Annotated in this window: 17 protein-coding genes and 1 tRNA gene; 1 reads left to right on the top strand and 17 read right to left on the bottom strand. The window is 54.3% G+C overall.

Features of this window, described 5'->3' with window-relative positions:
- Positions 1–32: 32 nt before the first annotated feature.
- From pyk to FYJ60_RS07305, 17 genes are all read right to left on the bottom strand, one after another.
- The gene (gene pyk, locus FYJ60_RS07225; protein WP_154457995.1) at positions 33–1,460 is read right to left on the bottom strand and encodes a pyruvate kinase; all 1,428 of its coding nucleotides are present in this window, start codon (positions 1,458–1,460) and stop codon (positions 33–35) included.
- A 120-nt stretch (positions 1,461–1,580) separates the two neighbouring features.
- On the bottom strand, positions 1,581–4,787 hold the full coding sequence (locus tag FYJ60_RS07230) for an AAA family ATPase (RefSeq protein ID WP_154457996.1): 3,207 nt from the start codon (positions 4,785–4,787) through the stop codon (positions 1,581–1,583).
- The gene (locus FYJ60_RS07235) at positions 4,788–5,936 is read right to left on the bottom strand and encodes an exonuclease SbcCD subunit D (RefSeq protein WP_154457997.1); all 1,149 of its coding nucleotides are present in this window, start codon (positions 5,934–5,936) and stop codon (positions 4,788–4,790) included.
- Positions 5,937–6,017: 81 nt separating this feature from the next.
- Positions 6,018–7,004: a tRNA dihydrouridine synthase DusB gene (gene dusB, locus FYJ60_RS07240; RefSeq protein WP_154457998.1), complete on the bottom strand. Its 987-nt coding sequence runs from the start codon at positions 7,002–7,004 to the stop codon at positions 6,018–6,020.
- A gap of 119 nt (positions 7,005–7,123) precedes the next feature.
- Positions 7,124–7,459, bottom strand: a complete 336-nt coding sequence (locus tag FYJ60_RS07245) for a DUF6145 family protein (protein ID WP_154457999.1) — start codon at positions 7,457–7,459, stop codon at positions 7,124–7,126.
- Between the two features lie 298 nt (positions 7,460–7,757).
- The gene (locus FYJ60_RS07250; protein ID WP_154458000.1) at positions 7,758–8,561 is read right to left on the bottom strand and encodes a biotin--[acetyl-CoA-carboxylase] ligase; all 804 of its coding nucleotides are present in this window, start codon (positions 8,559–8,561) and stop codon (positions 7,758–7,760) included.
- Positions 8,561–9,553, bottom strand: coding sequence for an ornithine carbamoyltransferase (gene argF, locus FYJ60_RS07255; RefSeq protein WP_154458001.1), 993 nt, complete (start codon positions 9,551–9,553; stop codon positions 8,561–8,563). Before argF ends, FYJ60_RS07250 begins: the two co-directional genes overlap by 1 nt.
- 205 nt (positions 9,554–9,758) lie before the next feature.
- The gene (locus FYJ60_RS07260; protein ID WP_330579142.1) at positions 9,759–10,556 is read right to left on the bottom strand and encodes a TrmH family RNA methyltransferase; all 798 of its coding nucleotides are present in this window, start codon (positions 10,554–10,556) and stop codon (positions 9,759–9,761) included.
- A gap of 273 nt (positions 10,557–10,829) precedes the next feature.
- Complete coding sequence (gene pfkA, locus FYJ60_RS07265) at positions 10,830–11,828, bottom strand: 6-phosphofructokinase (RefSeq protein ID WP_154458002.1); 999 nt, start codon at positions 11,826–11,828, stop codon at positions 10,830–10,832.
- Positions 11,829–11,903: 75 nt separating this feature from the next.
- Positions 11,904–15,353, bottom strand: coding sequence for a DNA polymerase III subunit alpha (locus FYJ60_RS07270; protein WP_154458003.1), 3,450 nt, complete (start codon positions 15,351–15,353; stop codon positions 11,904–11,906).
- A gap of 91 nt (positions 15,354–15,444) precedes the next feature.
- The gene (locus FYJ60_RS07275; RefSeq protein WP_154458004.1) at positions 15,445–16,296 is read right to left on the bottom strand and encodes a CvfB family protein; all 852 of its coding nucleotides are present in this window, start codon (positions 16,294–16,296) and stop codon (positions 15,445–15,447) included.
- Between the two features lie 107 nt (positions 16,297–16,403).
- Entirely contained in the window at positions 16,404–17,123 is a 720-nt protein-coding gene (locus tag FYJ60_RS07280) for an acyl-[acyl-carrier-protein] thioesterase (protein WP_154458005.1), read from the bottom strand.
- A 76-nt stretch (positions 17,124–17,199) separates the two neighbouring features.
- A tRNA-Gln gene (locus FYJ60_RS07285) sits at positions 17,200–17,271 on the bottom strand.
- Positions 17,272–17,449: 178 nt separating this feature from the next.
- Positions 17,450–18,124 carry a CPBP family intramembrane glutamic endopeptidase gene (locus tag FYJ60_RS07290; RefSeq protein ID WP_205839015.1) on the bottom strand — a complete coding sequence of 225 codons (675 nt, stop codon included), beginning with the start codon at positions 18,122–18,124 and terminating at the stop codon, positions 17,450–17,452.
- The gene (locus tag FYJ60_RS07295; protein ID WP_154458007.1) at positions 18,114–18,779 is read right to left on the bottom strand and encodes an HAD hydrolase-like protein; all 666 of its coding nucleotides are present in this window, start codon (positions 18,777–18,779) and stop codon (positions 18,114–18,116) included. The genes FYJ60_RS07290 and FYJ60_RS07295 overlap by 11 nt, the downstream gene beginning before the upstream one ends.
- 34 nt (positions 18,780–18,813) lie before the next feature.
- The gene (argS, locus tag FYJ60_RS07300) at positions 18,814–20,580 is read right to left on the bottom strand and encodes an arginine--tRNA ligase (RefSeq protein ID WP_154458008.1); all 1,767 of its coding nucleotides are present in this window, start codon (positions 20,578–20,580) and stop codon (positions 18,814–18,816) included.
- On the bottom strand, positions 20,577–21,008 hold the full coding sequence (locus tag FYJ60_RS07305) for a CBS domain-containing protein (protein WP_154458009.1): 432 nt from the start codon (positions 21,006–21,008) through the stop codon (positions 20,577–20,579). Before FYJ60_RS07305 ends, argS begins: the two co-directional genes overlap by 4 nt.
- 104 nt (positions 21,009–21,112) lie before the next feature.
- Between FYJ60_RS07305 and FYJ60_RS07310 the strand changes: the two genes are divergently transcribed.
- Complete coding sequence (locus FYJ60_RS07310) at positions 21,113–21,745, top strand: lactate utilization protein (protein WP_154458010.1); 633 nt, start codon at positions 21,113–21,115, stop codon at positions 21,743–21,745.
- The last annotated feature ends 24 nt before the right edge of the window (positions 21,746–21,769 follow it).

Raw genomic sequence — 21,769 nt, forward strand, 5'->3', positions numbered from 1 at the left:
TACCATCGGGGCGTCCGGCTGTCAAGGCGGGCTCAATTTCTGATTTTGTGAACTGTTTCTACCTTAATCATGTTGGTCGTTCCGGGTCTTCCTCCCATGGAGCCGCCGGTCAGGACCACGTTGTCTCCCATCTTCAGGCTCAACACCTTCTTGGCCTGCTGCAGCGCGTGATACAGAAGCACATCCAGGGACTCAAATTCCTCGCAGAGCAGCGGCAGCACGCCCCAGCTCAGTGCAAGCTTGTTGAATGCCTTCCGCGACGTCGTCATTCCGATAATCTGCACCGGACAGCGGAACCGGCTGACCATGCGGGCGGTCAGTCCGCTTCTGGAGTTTACGACAATGCACTTGGCTTTGACATCAATCGCCATGTTGCAGGTAGCGTGGGAAATCGCATCCAGGTTGTCTCTTGTCACGAACTCGGTGTGGCGGAACCAGCTGGTGTAATCAATATGTTCCTCAGTGAACCGCGCCACCTCCGACATGGTTTTCACCGCCTCCACCGGGTATTTGCCTGCGGCAGACTCTCCGGAGAGCATGATCGCGGAAGCGCCGTCATAAACCGCGTTCGCCACATCGGAAATCTCCGCCCTGGTCGGCCGCACATTGCTGATCATGGATTCCAGCATTTCTGTGGCGATAATGACACGTTTTCCGAGCATACGGCATTTTGACACGATCTCCTTCTGGACGCTCGGCACCTCCATAAACGGGATCTCCACTCCCAGGTCTCCTCTGGCCACCATAATGCCGTCCACGACCTCTGAGATCTTCTCCACGTTTTCTACACCGGCACGGTTCTCGATTTTTGCGATAATATCAATTTCTTTGCCTCCGTTGGCATCCAGGAAATCACGCATTGCCTGCGCGTCCTCCCTGGTGGAAACAAAAGAAGCGGCTACATAATCCACGTCCTGTTCGATGCCGAACAGCAGGTCGCTCTTGTCCTGCTCGCTGAGGAAGTCATTCTTCAAAAGCTTCCCCGGAAAGTTCATGCTCTTTTTATCAGAAAGAACGCCTCCCGCCGTCACTCTGGTGATGACATTGGAGCCCTCAACCTTTTCCACCTGGCAGACCACCAGCCCGTTGTTGACCAGAATAGTATCTCCCGCTGTGAGATCATCCGCAAACCCCTTGTAGCTGACCGAAACGCGGGACTCGTCGCCGACGATGTCATCTGTGGTAAAGATGAACTCCTGTCCTTCCTGCAGCGTCACTCGGTGATCCTTAAAAACCCCGATCCGGTATTCCGGCCCCTTGGTATCCAGCATTATCGCCACCGGCTGGTTCAGCTGTTCCCGGACTTTTTTGATCCGCTTGATTTTTTCCAGATGTTCCTCATGTGTGCCGTGAGAAAAATTCAGTCTGGCAACATTCATACCCGCCCTGCACATCTGCGTAAGTATTTTTTCTGAATCCGAAGCAGGTCCGATTGTACAGATAATTTTTGTTTTTCGCATAGGAGTCCTTTCTGAAAAATGATTATCCCGTAATCGCCGGGCGGCATTCCGCGTTTTTCATGTCTGCCCGGACATTCCCCATCATAGCACAATCCATATCATCATATACACTGATTTTTTTCAGCTGAGCTGCCAGCGGACATGGCTGCCGTCCTCCTTCTTGACGACAACCAGCTGGTCGTCGATCTCCTGTTTCAGCTCCGTGACATGGGAAATGATGCCGATCAGCCGGTTTCCGCCCGCCATTTCTTTCAGCACCCGCACGGCCTGGTCCCTGGATCGGTCATCCAGCGATCCGAAGCCTTCATCGATAAACATCATATCCAGGTGGATGGACGCCGAGTTCTCCTGAATCTGATCCGCCATGCCGAGAGCCAGGGACAGCGCCGCCATAAAGGATTCCCCGCCGGAGAGCGTGCGGACCTCTCGTTCTCTTCCCGTGACGGTGGAGTACACCATCAGGTCCAGCCCTCTGTTCTTTCCGACGCCGGCCTTTTCCGCATCGAGCATCCGGAGCTCATACTGTCCGCCCGACATTTCCTGGAAGCGCCGGTTTGCCGCAGCAAGGATCCGCTCCAGGTAATAGCGCTGCGCAAAGGTTTCCAGATCCATGCGGGATCCGGACACATTTCCGGAAACCAGCCGGTAAAGCGTATCCAGCCGGATGTGTTCCTGAATAACGGCCTCCCTCTTTTCCTTTCCGGACTGCAGTGCCTGGAGGGCCTGCCGGTTCCCCGCATACAGGCCGGCTGCTGTCTTTTCCCTCTGCCGCGCGGCGTCGCACCGGTTCTGCGCCTGCGCCGCCCGCACGCGAAGGTTCTTCATATCCGGCATCTTCCTGCCGCCAATCTGCTTTTCCGCCTCTCCTTCCAGCTGGCAGGCTCCCGCATATTCCTGCCTCCATTGCTCCGCCTGCCTCCGCATCGCTTCAGCATCCTCTGCGCTGTACCGCCCCGCCAGTTCTTTCCACCGGGGCTCCGGCAGATTTTTCCTGCCGCAGATCTCCCGATAGCTTTCCGAGCGCTTTCTTATTTCCTCCTCTTCTGCAGGAATGCGCTGCTCCAGCTGGAGAATCCCCGCCTCGCAGGAGGTTCTCGCGGCAGCGTCTGTCTCCGCCTCCTCTGCCGCGCGTTTCCAGCTTACTTCTTTCTTCCGCTTTTCTTCCTCCGCCTGCTTTCCCGCCTCTGCCGCCTCTTTTCTGGAAGCGAAGTCTCTTCCTCCGCGCAGGCCGTCCGCCAACGCCTCCGCCGCAGACACCTCTCCGGTCAATTTGCGGATTTTCCCCTCCAGCTGATCCAGGGAATCCCGGAGCGTTTTTGTTTTTTCTTCCGCTTCCGCCTCCTGCGCTTTCTGTTTTTTCAGCTCCTGCAGTTCCTGCAAACAGCGGTCCCGAAACGCAAGCAGCCTGCTGTGTTCCTCCCGCAGCAGATCGTGCAGCTGCTCCGGAGAAAGTTTTTCGGCCTGCCGCAGAACGCCGTTTTTTTGCAGGTGGTCATTCACCTTATTTCTTGTCAGCAGACACTGACGCTGCTTTTCCTCCAGAACACCGGCGGCAGCCCTGGCACGGGCCGCTGCCTTTTCCTGCTCTTCCCGCAGCCCGCCGAGAATCCGGTTTTCCCTGTCCAGGGTCTCTCTGGTGATGTTGCGGTGCTGCCCCGAAAGTTCCCGCGGATGCGGATGCTCCCTGGAACCGCAGACCGGGCAGGGCATTCCCGGCACCAATGCCCGCGCAAGAAAACCTGCCTGCTCATCCAGGAAGCTCCTTCGCATGGCCTCGTATTCCTGATTTTTCTGCTCATACTGTTCGCGGATTCCGGCATACGCCGCCCTGCATTCCTCTGCTTTTCTTTTCTGGTCTCCGGCTTCTTTTTCTGCCTTCTGATACTCCTGGTATTCCGCCAGAAGAAGCTTCCTGTCGTCCATGCGGATCCTGCATTCCGCCGCCCGGTCCTCCGCCCCCGCAAGACGGGAGAGTTCCTGTCTTCTCTTATTCCCTTCCTCGCCCAGTTTTTCAAGCTGCGCCCGATGTGCCTGTTCCATCTGCCTGGACCGGTTCAGTTCTTCCCGTTTTCCATCCAGAAGCTTCTGTGCCTTTTCCTCCCGGCTGATAGCGTCCAGTGATTTTCTGACACGCTCCATGGTCCGGCTGTAATTCGTAAGCGCCGCATCCATGCTTTCCTTTGCTGCCGCCTGCTTCCGCGCGGCCTGCCCTGCCTGCTCCGCAAGCTTCGGGAGCCTCTGTCTCTCCTCCTCCAGCTTCTGCTTTGTCTGTCTGTCCGCCTGTACACTGTCCTCCAGCCGCTTCCAGATTCCGGCGATCTCTCTGGCATCCATGATCCTTCCGGCCAGCTGTTCTTCCTGTTCTGTCTTTTGCCTGTGCCCCGACAGCTCCTTCCGCCTTTCCGACGCCTGTCTTTTCTGCTCAAAAATCTTCCGAAGATTCTCTCCCTCTGTCAGCGCGTCTCTGGCGGCATCTCTCTCTGTCTGCGCACTCTCCGCCTCCTGAGAGGCCTTTTCCGCCTCCTCCCGCATCCGTTCCGTCAGCACAGACAGCTTCTCCACGAATTCTTCCAGAACAGTGACTTTTCCTTCCGCGATGTTTTTCTGAAGCGCTCTCAGCTCTTCGGACAAATTTTCTGTGTTTTCCGGCGCGGAATCCGAAGTCTCCGGCAGGACCAGGCGGGCCGCCTCCGTCTGGCAAACGGTACGGATAACAGCAATTTCCTTCTCCTTCTCCTTCTTCCGCCTGTTCAGTTCCTCCGTGATCCGGCTGTAAATTTCCGTGTGAAAAAGCTTCCGGAAAATCACCTTTTTCTCATCCGATTTCGCGCGCAGAAGCTCCATGAACTCCCCCTGCGCGATCATGGCCACCTGCATAAACTGCTCTTTTGTCAGCCCGATGATGTCAACCAGCTTAGCGTCCGTCTCCTTCCGGGGATACTCTTTCCCATCCGGAAGAATAAGCGATACCGATTCGCTCTCCTCTGTCCATCCGGTTCCCCTGCGCAGCGGACGGATATGCCTCGGCACTCTTCTAACCGTGTAAACTTCCTCTTTTTCCCCGTATTTCTGTGAAAAAGCGAGCTCGACAAACGGCTCGGCAGCAGGAGAGACGTACTGGCTCTGCAGCTCCGGCCCGTTTTTTCTGTTCACCGCCGAACCGGCTTCCCCGTAAAGGGCAAAGACAATGGCATCAAAGATAGTGCTTTTACCGGCGCCGGTATCCCCTGTAATCAGAAACAGGTTCTGCCCGGTCTGCGTAAAATCAATCTCCGTTTTTTTCCCGTAGGAGGCAAACGCCTGCATAATCAGTCTGACCGGGCGCATTTATACCACCTCCTGTACCGTACGGATAACGTCTCTGAGAATTTTCCTCTCCTCGCTGTCTGTGTCTTTTAGAAAACTGCAGCAGAGCTCATAGGGATTTTTGACCGCTTCCCGCGAGACGGACGCGCGGTAATCCACACTTCTTCTCCGTTCCCGCCGTATCTCCAGAAGATTGGGAAAGGCAAGCCGGAGTCTGTCCTGCATGTCCAGAATATCCAGATCAACCCGGTCTGTCAGGATTGCCGTTACATAATCCGTGCAGCCCTGTCCGAGAACCTCTTCCAGCGTCCCCCGTATCACACGGACCGGATGCAGCGGCACCAGCGGAAGAACGGCTGTTTTCGTCCTGCCTTTTTCCCCCATATCCACCTGGATAACTCCTTTCTGCTGTCCTGCCTCACTGACCGAGCAGGCCAGCGGCGTCCCGCAGTAACGGTAATATTCGCTTCCGACCTTCATCGGTTTGTGGATATGCCCCAGGGCCGCGTAATCAAACGGCTTCAGAACCTCTGCCGAAACCTGGTCAATATTTCCCACGGTCCGGATTTCCGAATCCATCCGCTCCACCTCGTCTGCCGTTTTTCCCGCCGGAAGGTAAAACTGATGGCTGACCAGGACATTGCGGACAGAGGGATCTAAATTTTCTCGCGCCAGAAGTCTCTTTATCGTTTCCTGATAGGTGAGAAGTTTCCCGTTCTGATCTGTCCCGGTAATCTCCTTTACCATGGACGGCCTGACATACGGAAGAAGATAAAAGCAGACAGATCCATAACTGTCGCAAAGCGTCACCTTCTGAATAGATTCTTCCGGTGTCTGCGGCGGCGTCCCGATCATATAAAGATTCTGACGGGACAAAACACTCCGGAAGCAGTCGATTCTCTGCGCGCTGTCATGGTTGCCGCTGATCATCATAATGGCGGCTTCCGGGACCGCCCGCATGAGATCCGCCGTGAATCCGCTGAAAATTTCCACAGCCTCCGCCGAGGGCACCGCCCTGTCATAGATATCCCCCGCCACCACCACGGCGTCAGGCTTTTTTTCTTCCGCCAGCCGGACGATTTCTTTCAAAATATAAGCCTGATCCTCCTGCATATCCCTGTTCATCAGTTTCAGGCCGATATGAAGATCGGAAATATGGAAAAAGCGCAATGCCGCCCTCCTTTCCGGACTTTACAGTCCCTGTTCCCGCCATACGCGTTTTTCTCTGCCTTCAATCGGACACTCTGTTCGTTAAAGCTGCTGTCCGGACGGCTGCAGAAAAATAGTACGAAGCAGGCCGCGCAATTCTTCCGCGCTTTCACACTGATTGACCTGCCTGCGGAAAGAGGCGGAATTCGGCATGCCGGATGTGTACCATGCAGCATGTTTCCGCATTTCATGAACCGCTGTATACTCTCCCTTATATTCCTCCATCAGTGAAAGATGGCGCAGGATCAGGCTGTATTTCTCCGTTAAAGACGGCGGTGCGGGGATTTCCCCGGTTTCCAGAAAGGTCCGTACATCCCTGAAAATCCACGGATTTCCCTCCGCCGCCCGCGCGATCATTATTCCGTCTGCTCCGGTTTCCTCCAGCATTCTTTCCGCAGCAGCCGGTGAATCCACATCTCCGTTTCCAAGGACAGGGATCGAAACCGCTTCTTTTACCCTGCGGATGCAGTCCCAGTCCGCCCGTCCAGAGTAGAACTGGGATCTTGTCCTGCCATGAACGGCAATCATAGAGGCTCCCGCGTCCTCCAGCCTCTTCGCGACTTCCACCGCGTTGCAGTGTTCCAGATCAAATCCTCTGCGGATTTTCACAGAGACCGGTTTGTGTATTTTCCGGACGACCGCGCGGATAATATCCGCAGCCAGCTCCGGGTTTTTCATCAGCGCGGACCCTTCTCCGTTATTTACCACCTTGGGAACCGGACATCCCATATTAAAATCCAGGATATCAAACGGCTTGTCCTCGATTCTTGCCGCTGCCTCCGCGACGGATTCCGGCTCACTTCCAAACAGCTGCAGGGCAGCCGGCCGTTCCGCCGGATGTAACCGCATCAGCTCTTCGGTATTTTTATTCCTGTAAAGGATTGCCTTTGCGCTGACCATCTCGGTATACACCAGGCCTGCCCCCTGTTCCCTGCATAATAAACGAAAAGGCAGGTCTGTCACACCTGCCATCGGCCCCAGAGCCAGAGGATATTCGATAAAAACCTTCCCCAGCTGAATTCCTTTCATTTGTTTCCTTTCCCGCTGTACTTTGTTGTATTGAAATTGCGGCTGCTCTGAATGCTGCAGAATACGCTTTGATAAAAAGCTTCTCTCAGTGATTTTGTTTTCGGGTTTTGGCACTGTAATCACTTTTTACTCTCCGGATCAATACCATTAAAAACACGGTAGAACAGCTCCAGCGACTCAAACAGCTCCCTGTTTTTCTCCTGCATCTCCTTAATTTTCAGCTTCGCGTTGATATCATCGTAGGTTCCGTCCACCTCGTCCGCCTCCGTGCGGAGCCGGAGATTTCCCTCATTATCGTATTCGACGGTGAGAATTCCCCCTACTTCCGACGTGAAGAGGACGCAGGCAACCTTCAGCTCATCTTTTACTCTCTGAGGAAGAACGTCAAACGCCGGATTGAAATAAAATTTCTGTGTATAGGCATTGGCTCCGCAGAGCACTACATAATCATCCATTTTTTCTCCTGTCCCGAAGTTTCCCCCGGTTTTTCTGTCCCATGCGGAATCCGTCTTTTCTGCAGTGATACATGAAAGTCCGTGCAGGCTCTATATCTTCTGCATCAAAACATGGAAGCCCGTGCAGGCTCTATATCTTCTGCATCAAAACATGGAAGCCCGTGCAGGCTCTATATCTTCTGCATCAAAACATGGAAGCCCGTGCAGGCTCTATATCTTCTGCATCAAAACATGGAAGTCCACGCAAGATCCATATTCTTTGCAGCGGTGCAGAGACGTCCGTGTAAAAAACAGGATTTCAGACCGCGTATCCGTAAATTCCCCTGACCGAAACCTCGCCGGAGAAAACCGTCTCCACCCGGCCGTTATCCGCCCTTTTTACCAGAAGTTCTCCCCTGTCGTCTATCCCCAGCGCCGTCCCGGTAAACGGCGCGCGCGGATCCAGTACACGCACCTGTTTTCCCCTGTTGACCAGAATCTTCTGATAGGCTTCCTTCAGTCCTGTCATATCGCCGGTTCCGGCGAATACCCGGTAGTTTTCCGCGAAAGATGCAATGACCCGGCCGGCTGTCTGCTCCCTGCTCCAGCTGCGGCCTGTTTCCGCGGCAATCGAAGTGGCTTTTTCCCGGAGTTCTTCCGAAAAAGAAGTCATATTGACATTGATGCCGGTGCCGATAATCACACTGTGGGAAACAGTATCCAGCTCGGTCAGGATTCCGCAGATTTTTTTTCCATTAACAACTACATCATTGGGCCATTTGATCCCTGCATCCAGCCCTGTCCCGGCTCGAATCCCCTCTGCCACGGAGAGCCCCATGACAAGTGTCAGCATAGAAAGATTCTCCGGCGCCAAATCCGGCCTCAGAAGAATGCTGAACATCACAGAGGTACCGGCGGGAACCTCCCAGGATCTTCCCCGTCTTCCCCTTCCGGCGCTCTGATAATCGGTCAGATAAATGCCGCCGTCCCGCGCACCCTGCCTGGCTTCCTGCCTGGCCCAACTGTTGGTGGAATCCACGGTCTCAAGATAATGAATCTCCCAGCTCCCCGCTGTCCCGGACAGAAAGGCCGCCAGCTCTTCCGTCTTCAGCCGTGCGCCCATCAGAAAGCTCCCAGTGTCGCGGCCATGACGGCCTTGATGGTGTGCATGCGGTTCTCCGCCTCATCAAAGACCAGGGACTGCTTAGACTCAAAGACCTCGTCTGTTACTTCCATATCATTCAAACCGTATTTTTCGTGAATTTTCTTCCCGATTCCGGTATTCAGGTCGTGGAAAGAGGGCAGGCAGTGCAGAAATACAGCCTGGCTCCCCGCGTTTTTCATCACATCGGCTGTCACCTTATAGGGACTCAGATCCTGTATCCGCTCCTCCCAGACGCTGTCCGGCTCTCCCATGGAAACCCAGACGTCGGTGCATATCACATCTGCCCCGCGGGTAGCCGCTGTCACATTTTCCGTAAGTGTAATGCTGCCCCCGCTCTCCTCCGCGTATTCCTCGCACTGGTCCACCAGCTTCTGATCCGGGAAGTACTTGGACGGCGCGCAGGCAGTATAATGCAGCCCCAGTTTGGAGCAGGCGACCATATAGGAATTTCCCATATTGTACCGGGCATCGCCCAGATAAACCAGGCGGATTCCTTTCAGCTGTCCGAAATGCTCCCGGATGGTCAGCATATCCGCCAGCATCTGTGTGGGATGATACTCATTGGTCAGGCCGTTCCACACCGGCACCCCTGCATATTTTGCCAGCTCTTCCACGATTTCCTGTCCGAATCCCCGGTACTCGATTCCCTCGTACATGCGGCCGAGAACACGCGCTGTATCGGCGATGCTCTCTTTTTTCCCGATCTGTGATCCGGACGGATCCAGATACGTTGTTCCCATCCCAAGATCATGGGCGGCCACTTCAAAGGAGCAGCGTGTCCTTGTGCTTGTTTTCTCAAAAATCAGAGCGACATTTCTTCCCCGGAGGGTATCGACCCGGATTCCCTTTTTCTTTTTCTCCTTCAAAAGAGCGGAGAGATCCAGAAGATAAGTAATTTCCTCCGGTGTATAGTCTTTCAGTGTCAGAAAGCTGCGTCCTGTTAAATCCATCTGTATTTTCCTCCTCCTGATGCTTCCTCCGGCTCCGGAGATAAATCTCCTTCCGGACGGCTTTTGTCAGCCCTTCCTGTTTCCTCTGTTTCCCGGAAATTCCGCTGTTCTCTGTGTGCAGACAGTATCCATACCGTCCAATCCGTCAATGGTGTGGATCCCCGCCGCCCGCTGTACGCAGGCAGTGTCCATAACGCCCGGCCCGTCAATGGTTTGAATATCCCGCCGTCCTCTGCGCGTGGGCAGTGTAAAGCAGAACAGCGGCGGATATCGCGGCATTGAGCGATTCCACCTGTCCCTCCATAGGTATCCTGATTCTACTGTCCAGCATTCCGGTCAGCTTTTCAGACAGTCCGTTTCCCTCGTTCCCGATGCAGAATGCCGTGCCTTCCGTGTAATCCTGATCCGCATAGCTCTGGCTGCCTTTCAGATGGGCGCCGAAAACACGGATTTTCTTTTCCTTCAGCCAGTGTACCGTCTCCTCCAGGTTTTCCTCCCGGCGGAGCGGAACGCGGAAGATCGATCCCATGGTGGAGCGAATCACCTTTGGCTGATACAGATCCGCAGTTCCGGTGCTGACGACGACCCCCGTCACTCCGGCAGCCTCTGCCGTCCGAATCATGGTTCCTACATTTCCGGGATCCTGCAAATCCTCCAGAACCAGTATCAGCGGGGCGTTTCCGCCTGCGTCCAGCAGGTCGTTCCTGGACCATTCCGGTATCTTTGCAACAGTAAGGATTCCCTGCGGCGTTTTGGTGTCACAGACCCTGCGGAACAGATTTTCTTCCAGAACATCATAACAGATCCCATTCAGAATGTCCGCATGTTCCCTGTAAAAGGACTCGGAAACATAGACATGCTCCCGAAGCATTGGGGGAATCTCCCGAAACAGACGGGTTCCCTCCGCGACAAAGAGACCTTCTTCCCTGCGGATTTTTGCTTTGGAATTCAGCGCCCGTATTTTTTTTACCTGTACATTGGATGCAGATGTAATCATTTCCATAAATACTCCCGGATATTCTGCGGCTGTGCCATGCCGTTCCGCCGCAACTGTCTTCTGAACTCTGATGACCTGCAACACTTCCGCAAGCCCGGCATCTCAAGCGTTCCGCCACAGCCACCCACTGAATCTCCGCCGACAGCAAAACCGCCGGCAAACAGGCACCGGCATTGCAGCCCGTGCAGCCTGCTTGCCGGCGGCACTTATACTGTTCTGATTCTTCTCCTGCCCGGTACAACAGACCGCATGTTTCCTGCAGGTCTCTGCCATTCCTGTTCAGTCTCGCATCACATAATTGTAGGACAGAGATTTGGCCAGCTCCACTTCGTATTCGGACAGTGACTTCTTCATGGAAAGAGCTTCGTTGATATCAAAGTCTACGAACTCTCCGTTTTTGTAGGCGACAACCCTTTTTGTCTTTCCCTGAAGCAGAAGGTCTACCGCGTAGGCGCCCATAATGGTCGCGTACATACGATCCTTGCAGGTAGGGCTCCCTCCCCGCTGCATGTGACCCAGGATGGTCGCCCTGGTCCCGATTCCCGTAGCGGCCTCAATACGTTTTGCCATAGCCTGAGAATGACCGATTCCCTCCGCATTTATGATAATGTGGTGCTTCTTTCCTTTTTTCCTTGTCTCAATAATATGATTAATAATCTGCTGCTCGTCATAATCATATTTTTCCGGGAGCAGCACATCCTCTGCGCCGGAGGCGATACCGCACCACAGTGCGATATATCCGGCATTCCGTCCCATAACCTCAATAATACTTACCCGCTCATGGGAAGTAGAGGTATCTCTTACCTTGTCAATCGCCTCCATGGCGGTATTTACTGCTGTATCGAATCCGATGGTATATTCTGTGCAGGCAATATCCAGGTCGATGGTTCCCGGAATGCCGATGGTATTGATTCCCAGGTTAGCCAGCTTCTGTGCTCCGGCAAAAGAGCCGTCGCCGCCGATCACGACCAGTCCCTGGATGCCATGCTTTTTACAGGTGGCTGCTGCCTGCTGAAGACCTTCCTCGGTTCTCATTTCCGCGCAGCGGGCTGAGAGAAGAATCGTACCGCCCTTTCCGATAATATCGGAGACGTCTCTGGCACCCATATCCACGATCTCTTCGTTTATCAATCCCTCATAGCCCTTCAGGATCCCCTTGGCTGTCAGACCTTTTCCGACCGCCCTGCGGACCACTGCACGAATGGCCGCATTCATGCCCGGAGCGTCCCCGCCGCTAGTCAGAACACCGATGGTCTTGATCTCATTTTTCGCTGCCATGATTTATCCTCCATACACGTTTGATCCCATTCGAATAGCATTTTAATGCATTTATCTGTGCTTTTCAATGTTCATTTACACGACTTTAACATTGTCCGGTCCCAGAATTCTGTAAAAATCACCTAGGGCTCCGTTCCCGTTATCTGCGTCTATGCCCACGGAAAGCCGCTTGACCGCACGTTCTTTTTTCAGATAAATCACCAGCCTGTCCTTCCCCGGATTGCCGGCGGCAAGGGTCTGAATGTTCTGTTCTTCCCGCCGGTACGCCTCCTTATCCGCAAACTGCAGCCATACCTCGGAAGAGACTTCCGAAAACGGAACCAGCTTTTCCAGTATCAGCTTGCTGGCCTTGTCCTCTTCGCCGGACACCCGGCCGGACAGAAACACCTTGGCATCCTCCTGCAGCAGAGGGCTGTATTTCTCATAACTTTTGGGAAACACGATCACCTCTACCGTACCGAGAAGGTCCTCCAGAATTAAAAAAGCCATCGTCTGATTTGTTTTCGTGTATTTGATGGTTTTTTCCAGAATCATGCCGCCGACCGTGACGTGGGCGCCGTCCTCCAGGCGGGGCTGCCCGGTCTCCTCGTCCTGCTGGAAATCCGTGGTTACCGCAGTAATGTGCTTCTTCCATCTGGCCTCGTATTCCTGAAGCGGGTGTCCGGTAATATAGATGCCGGTCACTTCCTTTTCAAATGCCAGCTTCTCCTCCCGGTCGAATTCTCCCACGTCGGGCAGCCGGATCTCCAGGCTCTTCCGATCCTTCTCTGTCATAAAATCAAAGAGGCTCATCTGCCCGGTCATGCTGCTTTTCTTTTCTTCCGCGGCCTGATCCATCACAAGGCTGTAAACCTGCAGATACTGTTTCCTGGTTCCTCCCAGGCTGTCAAACGCCCCGGACTTGATGAAATTTTCCAGTGTGCGTTTGTTGACCTCCTTGCCGGAAAGGCGCTGGCAGAAATCCTGGAGGCTCCGGAAGGGGCCTCCTCTCTCCCTTTCCTGCTCCACCGCTTCCATCACCGGTTTCCCGATCCCCTTCACCGCTGTCAGCGCATAGCGTATTTTCCCGTTCTCCACGGAAAAGGTTCCCCGGCTCCTGTTGATGTCCGGAGGCAGAATATCAATTTTCATCTGCCTGCAGTGAAGAATATATTCCGCACATTTGCCGGGATTGTCGATCACCGAAGTCATCAGCGCGGCCATAAATTCTACCGGATAGTAGTATTTCAGCCAGGCAGTCTGGAAGGAAACAATTGCGTAGGCGGCGGCATGGGATTTATTAAAGGCATACTTGGCGAAGTCAATCATGTCGTCGTATATTTTATTGGCCACGGACTCGCTGATTCCGTTCCGGATGCAGCCCGGAATGTTCTTCTCCTCGTTTCCGTAGACAAAGTTCTGCCTTTCCTCCTGCATCACCTTGATCTTTTTTTTGGACATCGCGCGTCGCAGGACATCGCTGCCCCCATAGGTATAACCCGCCAGGTCACGCACGATCTGCATCACCTGCTCCTGGTAGACGATGCAGCCGTAGGTCGGCTTGAGAATCGGTTCCAGCTGCGGGCAGTCATAGCGTATCAACTCCGGATGGCTCTTTCCGTTGATGTACTGCGGAATGAAATCCATCGGACCCGGACGGTAGAGGGCGACTCCCGCGATAATGTCCTCCAGCGTGGACGGCTTCAGCTCCTTCATAAAGCTCTTCATCCCGCCGGATTCCAACTGGAACACGCCCTCGCATTTCCCCGCGCTGATCATCCCCATGACGTTCGGGTCGTTATAATCAATATCCCGGAGGCTGATCTTTTTTCCTTCCTTTTCCTCCGCCAGCTTCTGTGCGTCCTGGATAACTGTCAGCGTGCGGAGGCCCAGAAAATCCATCTTCAGAAGCCCCAGCTCTTCCAGTGTCGTCATGGTAAACTGGGTTGTAATCGTGCCGTCCGCGGCACGGGAGAGCGGGACGAACTCCTCCACCGGCCGGGAGGAAATGACCACGCCGGCGGCATGCATGGATGTATGCCTGGGCAGGCCCTCCAGCCGCCGTGCCATATCAATCAGCCTGTGGACTTCCTCGTCGCCCTCATAGAGCTTCTTCAGCTCCTGATTCATGCCGAGCGCCTTGTCAATCGTAATATTCAGCTCATTGGGAATCATCTTGGCGATCGTGTCGCAGCGGGAATACGGCAGATCCATCACCCTTCCGACATCGCGGATGACGCCGCGCGCGGCCATCGTTCCGAAGGTAACGATCTGGACAACCCGGTCCTTCCCGTACTTCCGCACCACATAGTCAATAACCTCCTGCCTCCGTTCGAAACAGAAGTCCACATCAATATCCGGCATGGAAACACGCTCCGGGTTTAGGAAGCGCTCGAACAGAAGGTTGTATTTCAGCGGATCCAGCTCGGTGATATCCAGTGTGTAGGAGACCAGGCTGCCTGCCGCGCTTCCACGGCCCGGCCCGACCATGATATCATGGATCTTGGCAAAATGGACGTAATCCCAGACGATAAGGAAATAGTCCACATACCCCATCTTCCGTATGACTTCCAGCTCATAGTCAAGGCGGTCCCGGATCTCCTTCGTTACCGGATGGTAGCGCTCTTCCAATCCCTTCCGGCATAGCTCCTGCAGATATGTCCAGGAGGTATACCCTTCCGGAACATCGAATTTCGGCAGCTTCAGCTCGTGAAACCTGATTTCCACATGGCAGCGCTCCGCAATTCTGCAGGTATTCTCCAGCGCCTCCGGCGCGTAAGGAAACAGCTCTGCCATCTCCTCCGGGGACTTTACATAGTACTGTCCGCCCTCGTAACGCATCCGGTTCTCGTCCGAAAGCTTTTTCCCCGTCTGGATGCAGAGGAGGATATCATGCGCCTCCGCGTCCTCCGCACGGGTATAGTGACAGTCATTGGTGCAGATCAGCGGGATGCCCGTCTCCCGGCTCAGACGTACCAGTTGGGGATTGATCATCCGCTGCTCCGGTATTCCGTGATCCTGAAGCTCCAGGAAGAAATTGCCGTGCCCGAAAATTTTATCATAGCGCAGCGCCGCTTCCTTCGCCTCTTCATACTGGTTCCGGGTCAGATGGACCGCGACTTCTCCGGCAAGACAGGCGGAAGAAGCAATAATTCCCTCGTGAAATTTTTCCAGAAGCTCCAGATCCACGCGCGGGCGATAGTAAAAACCCTCCAGAAATCCATGTGAAACGATCTTTTTCAGATTATCGTAGCCCCGGTTATTTTCCGCCAGCAGGACCAGATGGTAGTACCGGTCGCTGCCTGCGCCGGGTTCCCTGTCAAAACGGGAGCCCGGCGCCACGTAGACCTCGCAGCCCAGAATCGGCCGGATTCCCTGCGCCCTGCACTCCTTGTAAAAATCAATAGCGCCGTACATCACCCCATGATCGGTGATGGCCGCGCTGTCCATTCCCAGTTCTTTTACCCTGGCTACATATTCCTTTATTTTATTCGAGCCGTCCAGAAGACTGTACTCTGTATGTGAGTGAAGATGCGTAAAATTCATGTCACTCCGTCCTGTTCCGGTAAATCATTCTCCATCTGCTTTCCGGATTGTCCCCGCAAATGAATCTCCATCCGCTTTCCGGATTATTTCCTTAAACATCTCCGTCTGCTTTCCGGATACATCCGTCCAGCAGGACAATTTTCCCTTCCTTCAGCAGATGGCCGACTGCCCTCTTAAATGCCGCCTTGGAGATTCCGAATTTCTCGCGGATCTGTTCCGGCGACACCTTGTCATCAAAAGGAAACTCCCCTCCGGCCTGTTCCAGCTCCCGGAAGATCTGTTCCGCGTCTGTATCCATCTGAAGGTAGGATTTTTCTCTGGCCGAAACCGTCAGCTTTCCATCCTCCCTCACCTTAGTCACCCGCACCCGGATGACCTGGCCGGGCTTGTAATTTCCCTGCGCTTCCTGCCGGGGGATCATCGCCGAGTACTTATCCTCGACGGCGAGAAAAACCCCGAAATTTTCGCTGATCTCATAGACCCTGGCTTCCAGAACGGCGCCCGGCAGATAGGGGGAATCCGTTCTCAGATACGGGTACAGCTTCATGGTGGCGCAGAGCCGCCCGCTTTTATCCACGTACAGGGCCGCCAGCACCTGATCCCCGGCCTTTACCCTGGCCGTCTGCTCATGGAAAGGCAGGAGCAGATCCTTCTCCAGTCCCCAGTCCAGAAACGCGCCGATCCGCGAGGTTTCCTTTACCGTCAGAAGCGCAATCCCCCCGACCTCCATCAATGGCTTCCGGGTGGTCGCTATCAGTCTGTCCTCCGAATCCCGGTATAGAAAAACGTCCAGCCTGGTTCCCGCTTCCGCGCCTTCCGGCACCTGCTTCGCAGGAAGCAGCACGGTGTTCTCCCTGGACTCCCCCGCGTTTTCCGCCAGATAAGCACCAAAGTCCAGTACTTTTACAATTTCAAGATTCTGTATACATCCGATCTTCAGCATTTTTTCTCTCCCTGTGTCTCTATCCGGGATTTTCGTTTCAGGATTCCCACTTCAAGATCTCCACTCCGGGCTTTCCGCCTCACGATTCCCACTTCAGGATCTCCGCACTAGGATTCCCTGGAAAAATCCGCAAGAAAGACTTCCTCTCCCTCGGGAGAATCCATCCTGACAAAACAGTGACTGTCCGCAATATGCACAATGGGAATCAGCACATCCCCAAGCATGGACTGTTTCCGGTATTCTACCCTGAGCCGCCTGATCTCCCAGTCGGAGGGCACCAGCTTCAGGGCCATCCGGACATACTGCCCGTTGTTGACGTGTCCGTTGATATCCAGGTGGTATTCCTGCACCGTGATGGGCCGCTGCAGGCAGCCGCCGTCCGGAAACCTTATTTTCCGTTTCCCCAGATCCTCATGGAGAGTCCTGTCCGGATATACGCCGTAGGCATCGGTCTGCTCCTGCGGGACACGGGCTGGCCGCATCTCCTGCATATCCATGAAAACCCAGTCCGAACTGGCGGCAGCCAGCAGCTCCCCTTCTTCGTTTTCCACGGAAAACTGGCGGGTCGCGATCATCCCACGGATCATCGTGACCCAGGTCGAAACGGTAATCTTTTCATTAAAAACCGGGTATCGCTTTACCTTCAGCTGCAGTGAGGCGATGACCCATGCCCGGTGGTTTTCCCTGTTTTTCTGAAACCCGCACCCGGCCGCCTCCCCGTGGAAGGTCGCGCAGTCCTGCAGATAGTTGATCAGCCCGTAAGGCGTCAGCTTTCCGTTCTCATCAATCTCGCTGAACCGCACATGGCCGGAAAATGAATAAATCATAATTTTGTCTTCCTCCAGAAGTATTGTACACTGGGGCAAAGAAAAAAGCCATCACAACTCTGTGATGGCCTGGTCGCTGGGCTACCTGGATTCGAACCAGGAAATGACGGAGTCAGAGTCCGTTGCCTTACCGTTTGGCGATAGCCCAATGTTTTGCAACGAAGATGATTATAAACGAGGGTATACGAAAATGCAAGCGTTTTTTTATTTTTTTGCTTTTCCCCTCTTCTGCCCCTTTTTGCTCTCCCGGCATGAGAGCCCGATCCGGGAAAATACCGGGCAGCTATTTACAAATTTACAGGCAGATGCCCTTTGAGATCGTAAGCTTACAGAAACACCGCCAGGAGATTGACGCACATATGCGCGGCAATGCTGACCTTCAGGCTCCCGCTTTTTTCATAGATCCATCCCAGCATCAGACCGATCACCACGGCATAGAGAAACTGAATCATATTTCCGTGATAGACGCCGAAAAGGACAGAGGACAGAAGCAGCGCCTTCTTTGTTCCCCAGTAAGCCCTGGCGCGCCGGTAGACCATGCCGCGGAAAATCATCTCCTCCGCGGGCGGCCCCAGAATGACCGTCGCCAGGATCAGCGGAACCGCTTTCTGACCATCAAAGGCTCCGGCCGCATTGATCCGGTAATAGCGGAAAACATTCTCCAGCCCGCTTCCGGTCAGCACGCTGCTCCATAAAAAACCGGCCGCCGCAACAGCCAGGACTGCCAGCAGGACCTGCCACGCCTTCCATCTGCAAGAGCCGTATCCAAAGCGCATCTGGTCAGCCTGAAAGGCCTTCCGCATCAGAATCATCACCAGGGCATAGTACGAGGCGCTGAGATACAGCGGAAGCGCCCTGACTTTCTCTGTCAGCGCCTGGTAATTCATGATATTGATATTAAGGGCAAAGGACGCGATGCTCATCCCCACGGCTGTTACCGCGATGATGCAGAGAAAAAAGAACAGCACCGGCTGAACAACATCCCAGATTTTATTTTTCATCCGCTGCCTCCAGCAGAAAATCTTCCAGCTCACGGACCGTTCCGCAGATGCGGTCCGCGCCTGCTGCTTCCAGCTCCTCCCGGCTTCCATACCCGTAGGATACGCCCGCGGCGCAGATCCCGAAGGCATGCGCCCCCTCGATGTCGTATTTCCGGTCTCCGACCATAATTACCCGGTCTGTCTGGCCGGTATACCCGGACTGTTCCAGCGCAAACCGGATAATATCCGGTTTTTCCACACGGGAACCGTCCATGGCCGCCCCGAAAATGTAATCAAAGCAGGCATCGATCCGAAAATGCCGCACGATTTCCCGCACAAACTGTTCTGCCTTGGAAGAAGCGATCCCGGTTTTCTGCCCCGCATCCCGCAGTCTGCGAAGCATCTCCGGAATTCCGGGATAGACACTGCTCTCAAATTTCCCCACGGCGGAATAGCGCTCGCGGAAATAAGCAACAGCCTGCAGCGCCTGTTCCTCATTCATGCGGCACTGTTTCTTGAACTGCGGGATCAGCGGCGGGCCGATAAAAGGCGTCAGTTCCTCCAGCGGGACCTCCGGATAATTCATTTTCCGCAGCGCGTACTGCACGGACCGGGTGATTCCGGGATGGGAGGCGGTTATCGTCCCGTCCAGGTCAAAAAGATAGAGCTTTGTCATGTTCTTCTCCTGTGCGCACATGCTTTCCGGAATCCTACATGCGCTCCGGCGCTTCAAAGCCGAGCACATCAATGGCGTCCTCCAGAACTTCCCGAACCGTGTCCAGAAGGAGAAGCCAGGATTTTTTCTGCTCCCGGTTCTCTTCCGAAAGGATTTTCGTCTCGTGATAAAAGCTGTTGAAATTGTTTGCAAGCTCGTAAATATACGCGCAGAGACGGTGCGGCGCCTTTTCCGCGTAGGCTCCCTCCAGTGCCTCATTGTACCGGGCGGTCTGGAGCATCAGGTTCTTCTCGCCCTTGCCGGCAGGCTCCAGAATTTTCGCGTCCGCAAGGCTTCCGCCCTCTTCCCGGAATTTCTCCAGAATAGATTTGATCCGGACAATGGTATAAAGGATATACGGTCCTGTATTCCCCTCGAAGGAAGTAAAGCGGTCAACATCAAAGACATAGTCCTTGGACGCCTGGTTGGAGAGATCGCCGTACTTAATGGCGGCCAGCCCCACCATCTCTGCCGTCCGGGAGGCATCTTTGTCCTTCACGCTGCGGTTTTCGACAATTTTTTTGTACATTTCCTGGTTAATATCCGCAATCAGCGTCTCCAGACGCATGACGCCGCCCTCTCTGGTCTTGAAAGGCTTCCCGTCCTTTCCGTTCATGGTTCCGAAACCGAGGAAGGACAGCTTTGTGCTTTCCGGCACCAGACCGGTTTTCCTGGCGCAGCGGAACACCTGGATAAAATGCATCTCCTGACGCTTGTCCACAACGTAGAGAATCTCATCCGGATGATAGTCCTCTTCCCTCTGCACAATCGTCGCCAGGTCTGTCGTGGTGTAAAGGGCGGCCCCGTCGGATTTCAGGATCATGCAGGGCGGAACCTCCTTCTGGTCCTTCTCCTCCGCCACATCCACAATCAGGGCACCCTGGTCTTCATAGGCAAAGCCCTTCTCCTTCATCTCCTCCACCATGGGGCCGATATACTCCTGCACATCAGACTCTCCTTTCCAGAGATCGAAGTCCACGTGCAGCTTCGCGTAGTTTTTCTTCAGATCGCTGACCGAAAGATCCAGGATATGCCTCCACAGCGCACGGTACCCCGGCCTTCCGCCCTGAAGATCGGCGGTCGCCTGCAGCGCCCTCTCCTTATATTCCGCGTCCTCCTTGGAACGGGCGCTTGCCGCCGGATAGATTTCCTCCAGCTCACTCATGGTAAAAGGCGGCTCCTGCGGGTATCCGGAGGTGATTGCCGGGTCAAAATAGGGAAGATCCGGTTTTCTCTCCTGCAGTTCTGTGATAATCAGACCCATCTGGAGCCCCCAGTCTCCCAGATGCACGTCCCCGATCACCGTGTTTCCCAGTCTTCTTCCCATCCGCTTGATGCTCTCGCCGATAATCGCGGAGCGCAGATGTCCCACATGAAGAGGCTTAGCCACATTCGGCCCGCCGTAATCAATAATGATAGTCTCCGGACTTGAGGTTTTCTCCACCGAATGTTCCGGATCCTCCGCCATTTTCTGCAGATATCCCGACACAAAGGCCGGAGACAGGGTCAGGTTGATAAATCCCGGCATAACAGCCTCCGCCTTCTCAAAGACAGGGCTTCCCTGCAGCCGGGCAGCTACGTCCTCCGCGATCCGGATGGGCGCTTTCTGATATTCCTTTTTTGCCGCCAGAGCCCCGTTGCACTGATATTCGCACAGATCCGGACGGTTGGAAACAGAGACTCTGGCGTAGGACCTGCTGTATCCCGCGCCCTCAAATGCTTCCGCCGTTTTTTCCGCAATCAAATCCACCAATTTTTTCAATTTTTCTTCCTCTCCTTCTTCTTGCCCAGGTCACTGTGCTCAATACAGTACTGAATAATGGCCTTACGTGTAATGATCCCGATAAAAACCCCGTTGTCATCCACAACCGGCACAAAATTCTGCCGCATGGCCACCTGCATCAGATCCTCGATATCACAGTTGATATTGACCGGATCCATTTTCCACCTGCGGCGGATTTTCATGATATTGATATCCTCTGCCTCGTGCATGTTCAGATTATAGTAATCCTTGATAGCGCGCAGAAGATCCCCTTCTGTCAGCGTACCCACATAACGGCCGCCTTTGTCCAGGATGGGAATCGCCGTGTATTTATGATACTCCATTTTTTCCAGCGCCTGCCTCAGCGTACAGGAATCCGGAATATAGGCGGTTTCCGCCTTCGGAGTGATAAAAAACAAAATATTCATGCCCGTTTCTCCTTATTGTTTCCGACCGGGTCTTACCCTTTGAAAACGAATTCAGTATAATGGAATCATAGTAAAGTTTCAAGGTTTCAGGAAAGGAGTTCTGTATGGGAGCAAAAGAAGAAAATTACCGGCATCTAGGCGAGACGATGATCAAAAAATTCAGGAAGAGAAATATAGACGCCTGTTACTGCGCCAGCAAAGAAGAGGCTGTAAAGAAGGTGCTGGAAATGATTCCGAAGGAAGAGAGTGTTACCTGGGGAGGGTCTGTCACCCTGCAGGAAACAGGCATCCTGGAGGCTCTGAAAAGCAAGGGATGCCGGATGATTGACCGGAACGAGGCAAAAACACCGGAAGAAAAAAGACAGATGTACGCCAGACAGGTTCTGTCCGACTGGTTTCTGATGAGCACCAACGCCTTCTCCGCGGACGGAGAACTGGTGAATATAGACGGAAACGGGAACCGCGTCTCCCTTCTGATCCACGGTCCGTCCCATGTCATTGTCCTGGCGGGCATGAACAAATTCGCCCCGACCCTGGAGGACGCGGTGCGCAGAGCCAGAAACGTGGCCTCCCCCGCCAACTGCGTCCGCCTGGGGCTGAAAACCCCGTGCGCGGCAACCGGGATCTGCGGGGACTGCGCCGACCCCACGATCTGCTGCCAGTTTGTCATTACCCGCCACTCCCGGCATGACGGACGGATCACCGTCATCCTCGTCGGCGAGGATCTCGGCTACTGATTCCATGCCTTCCTTTCGGCCCGG

Origin of the sequence: Bilifractor porci (assembly GCF_009696005.1) — a bacterium.
Lineage (GTDB): Bacteria > Bacillota > Clostridia > Lachnospirales > Lachnospiraceae > Bilifractor > Bilifractor porci.